The sequence below is a fragment of the Komagataeibacter kakiaceti JCM 25156 genome (assembly GCF_000613305.1).
Genome location: NZ_BAIO01000243.1, coordinates 1 through 3,431 on the forward strand (window position 1 = coordinate 1; position 3,431 = coordinate 3,431).

The 3,431-nt window shown below is 64.3% G+C and carries 3 protein-coding genes and 2 pseudogenes; 3 read left to right on the forward strand and 2 right to left on the reverse strand.

All coding sequences use genetic code 11. The annotated features are described in order from the left end of the window. Together JCM25156_RS11510 and fabI are read right to left on the reverse strand one after the other, a co-directional pair. Positions 1–388, reverse strand: a pseudogene (locus JCM25156_RS11510) (chorismate synthase); the annotation flags it as partial. Between the two features lie 19 nt (positions 389–407). Then, the gene (gene fabI / locus JCM25156_RS11515) at positions 408–1,247 is read right to left on the reverse strand and encodes an enoyl-ACP reductase FabI (protein WP_025813199.1); all 840 of its coding nucleotides are present in this window, start codon (positions 1,245–1,247) and stop codon (positions 408–410) included. Positions 1,248–1,458: 211 nt separating this feature from the next. On the opposite strand from fabI, the pseudogene pdxH reads away from it, so the two are divergent. The 3 genes and pseudogenes from pdxH to JCM25156_RS11530 form a co-directional block, all read left to right on the forward strand. Further along, positions 1,459–2,061, forward strand: a pseudogene (gene pdxH / locus JCM25156_RS23800) (pyridoxamine 5'-phosphate oxidase). A gap of 89 nt (positions 2,062–2,150) precedes the next feature. Then, positions 2,151–3,035 carry a universal stress protein gene (locus JCM25156_RS11525; protein WP_025813200.1) on the forward strand — a complete coding sequence of 295 codons (885 nt, stop codon included), beginning with the start codon at positions 2,151–2,153 and terminating at the stop codon, positions 3,033–3,035. A gap of 167 nt (positions 3,036–3,202) precedes the next feature. Beyond that, the coding region (locus JCM25156_RS11530; RefSeq protein WP_025813201.1) for a phosphoadenosine phosphosulfate reductase domain-containing protein at positions 3,203–3,431 on the forward strand (229 nt) is incomplete at its 3' end.

Sequence of the window (3,431 nt, forward strand, 5' to 3'; positions counted from 1 at the left end):
CCGCGCCGAGGAGCGCCCGCCCCCCGCGATAGTCGCGGATGCCATATTTCATGTCATAGGCGACATCGGCATGGCCGGGGCGGTAGCGGGTGGCGATATCGCCATAATCGCGCGAGCGCTGGTCGGTATTGTGGATGAGCAGGGAAATGGGGGTGCCGGTTGTCTGCCCCTCGAACACGCCGGACAGGATCTCGACCCGGTCGACCTCCTGCCGCTGCGTGGTGAACTGGGACTGTCCGGGCCTGCGGCGGTCCAGCCAGGGCTGGATGTCCGCCGCGTCCAGCGCGATACGTGGCGGGCAACCGTCGATCACGCAGCCGATGGCCGGGCCATGACTTTCCCCCCACGTGGTGACGCGGAACAGATGGCCGAAGGTATTATACGACATGAAGGCAGACTTCCCGCGCTCAGTTACCCGCGACCGTGATGTCGGGCGCGGTGGGGTTTTTCATGCCGACAATGTGGTAGCCGGAATCGACGTGATGGATTTCCCCCGTCACCCCGCCCGACAGGTCGGACAGCATGTACAGCCCGGCGCCGCCCACCTCTTCCAGCGAGACATTGCGCTCCAGCGGGGAATTGTACTGGTTCCATTTCAGGATATAGCGGAAATCCCCGATCCCGTTGGCCGCCAGTGTCATGACCGGACCGGCCGAGATGCCGTTGACACGGATGCCGTCCCCGCCAAGATCCACCGCCATGTAGCGCACCGACGCCTCCAGCGCCGCCTTGGCCACGCCCATTACATTATAATGTGGCATGACCCGCTCCGCGCCGAGATAGGTCAGCGTCAGCAGCGAACCGCCGGGGTTCATGATGCTGGCGGCGCGGCGGGCGACGGCGGTGAAGGAATAGCACGAAATATCCAGCGCCTTCAGGAATGCCTCACGCGGGGTATCGACATAGCGCCCGCGCAGGAACTGCTTGTCGGCCCAGCCGATGGCGTGGACAAGGAAGTCGATCTTGCCCCATTCCTTTTCAACTGCGGCGAAGGTCGCGTCGATGGCGGCGTCATCGCTCACGTCACAGGGCAGCACCAGCGTCGAGCCCACCGATTCCGCCAGCGGGCGCACGCGCCTGCCCAGCGCCTCGCCCTGATAGGTGAAGGCGAGTTCGCCCCCCTGCTCGGCCACGGCGCGCGCGATGCCCCATGCGATCGAGCGGTCATTCGCAACCCCCATGACAAGTCCCCGCTTCCCTTTCATCAGTGTTCCCTTGGCGGAGATTCTGGGCGCGCCGTCTGACATGCTGGTTTCCTCAATGATTAAGTGACGAATGAAATTTTGGCCTCGTGGTTGCACAAGCCGCCGTTTCGGACAAGATGCCGAGTACCGTAATTGTAGCGATTATTCGCCACGCGGTAACTTACCTTATGTTTCCATATGTTTCGTATGGCGGCTCCGACGGGCTTCCGCGCGGCCGGTTACGAGACAGACAGCCATGCGGAACCTGACGTTCATGACCCTTCCCCTTATCAACCCGATGCGGACCCGTTCGACCTGTTCGACGCATGGATGCGTGATGCAACCGCGCATGAACCAACGACCCGAACGCCATGGCGCTGGCCACGGCCACGGCGGATGGCAGGCCCTCGGTCCGCATGATCCTGCTCAAGGGGGCGGACCGGCGTGGCTTCGTGTTCTATACCAACCTCAACAGCCGCAAGGCCGATGACCTCAGGGCCAACCCGCACGCGGCGCTGCTGTTCCACTGGAAGAGCATCCGCCGCCAGATCCGTATAGAAGGCCCGGTCGAACCCGTCACCCCGGCCGAGGCCGACGCCTATTTCGCCAGCCGCAGCCGCGTGTCGCGCTTGGCGCCATTGCCTCCAACCAGTCCCACCCGATGCCGGACCGCGCCGTATTTGAAAAGGCGATCGCGGATCTGGAAGCACGCTACCCCGATCCGGACGCGTTCATTCCGCGCCCCGCCAACTGGACCGGCTTCCGTGTCGTGCCGCAGCATTTCGAATTCTGGCACGACCGCCCCTACCGCCTGCATGACCGGGTGGTGTGGGACCGGCGGGGCGAAGGCTGGGACGCGCAGCGGCTTTATCCGTAAATCCAGAACTTAACGTGACCTGATCCGTTTTTGAAAAGCAGGGGCCAGCTGTCCACCGGCCCCGATGGACGAAAAGCGGAGGTGTGCCGATGTGCGTGCGGAGTATATTGCTGCCACTAGGTAGTACGAACCACGCGGAAAGCGCGCTGGACGTGGGTGGTCAGGTCGCACGCATGTTCGACGCGCATCTTACCGTCCTGCATGTGGGCGCCGACATGCAGGAAATCGGCCCCCTGATGGGCGAAGGCCTGTCGGGCGCGATGATGGAGGACATGATCAGCGCGGCGCTGAAGGAAAGCGCCACCAACCTCAAGGGCGTGCGCAGGCTGTTCCATGATTTCACCCGCCACGCGCATATTCCCGTCCTGACCGGCGACGCCCCGCCCGCGCCGCCCGATGCGCCGCGAGGCCCGACCGCCAGCTTCATCGCCCACAAGGGACATACCCGCAGCGTGGTGGCCTTTCAGGCGCGGCTTTCGGACATCGTTGTCGTGCGGCAACCGGATCCGGAGGGCGATGTCGCCTCGTCCGACACGCTGCACGCGGTGCTGTTTGAAAGTGGCCGCGGCGTCATCATCGTACCGCCCGCCCCGCCCGCCACCCTTGGCCTGCGCATCTGCATCGGCTGGAATGGCACGTCCGAGGCGGCGTCCGCCATCCATCACGCCATGCCGCTGATCCGCCGGGCCGAAGCCGTCCAGATCCTGTACAGCCCCGCCTATCAGCGCCCCGGCCCGGATGCCCGGCACGTGGCGGCGTATCTGGCATTGCACGGCATCGACGCCACTATTCACAAATTTGGGAGTGATTACCGCCCCGTGGGCGAGGACATGATGGCGGCGGCCCATGCGTTCGGGGCGGACATGGTGGTGATGGGCGCTTATTCCCACTCCCGCCTGCGGCAGATGATCCTGGGCGGCGTGACGCGGCATGTGCTGGAAAACAGTGACATCGCGGTGCTCATGAGCCGCTGATCCACCCCCGCCCACCCCGTCGCGCGCGCGGCGCGGGGTACATGCCCGCAATATGCGGATAAAAGTGTATGAATGCGGCACGATCCCTTGATTTTACGCCCGGCGGGGATTAGGTGTGCGGGGAAAGAACGCCGTAACCTAGTGTAAAATCCGGTGTGGGGAAGATTATGCGCATCAACGCGGATATTGTGGCCGAACTGAAGCAGGCAGGCGAGAACGCATCCGATGTGCTTCGTGTCGCCCTGACGCGGCTGCGCGGGCGCATCGCGCTTGTGTCCTCCTTCGGGGCGGAATCCGCGGTCATGCTGGCGCTGGCGGCGGAAATCGACCCCGCCGTGCCTGTCCTGTTCCTGGAAACCGGCCAGCATTTCCCCGAAACGCTGGCCTACCGGCAGG

What these genes read in the sequence shown, in the direction of transcription:
- fabI (WP_025813199.1), bottom strand. Translation starts at nt 1,247, where the DNA reads ATGTCAGACGGCGCGCCCAGAATCTCCGCCAAGGGAACACTGATGAAA.
- JCM25156_RS11525 (WP_025813200.1), top strand. Translation starts at nt 2,151, where the DNA reads ATGTGCGTGCGGAGTATATTGCTGCCACTAGGTAGTACGAACCACGCG.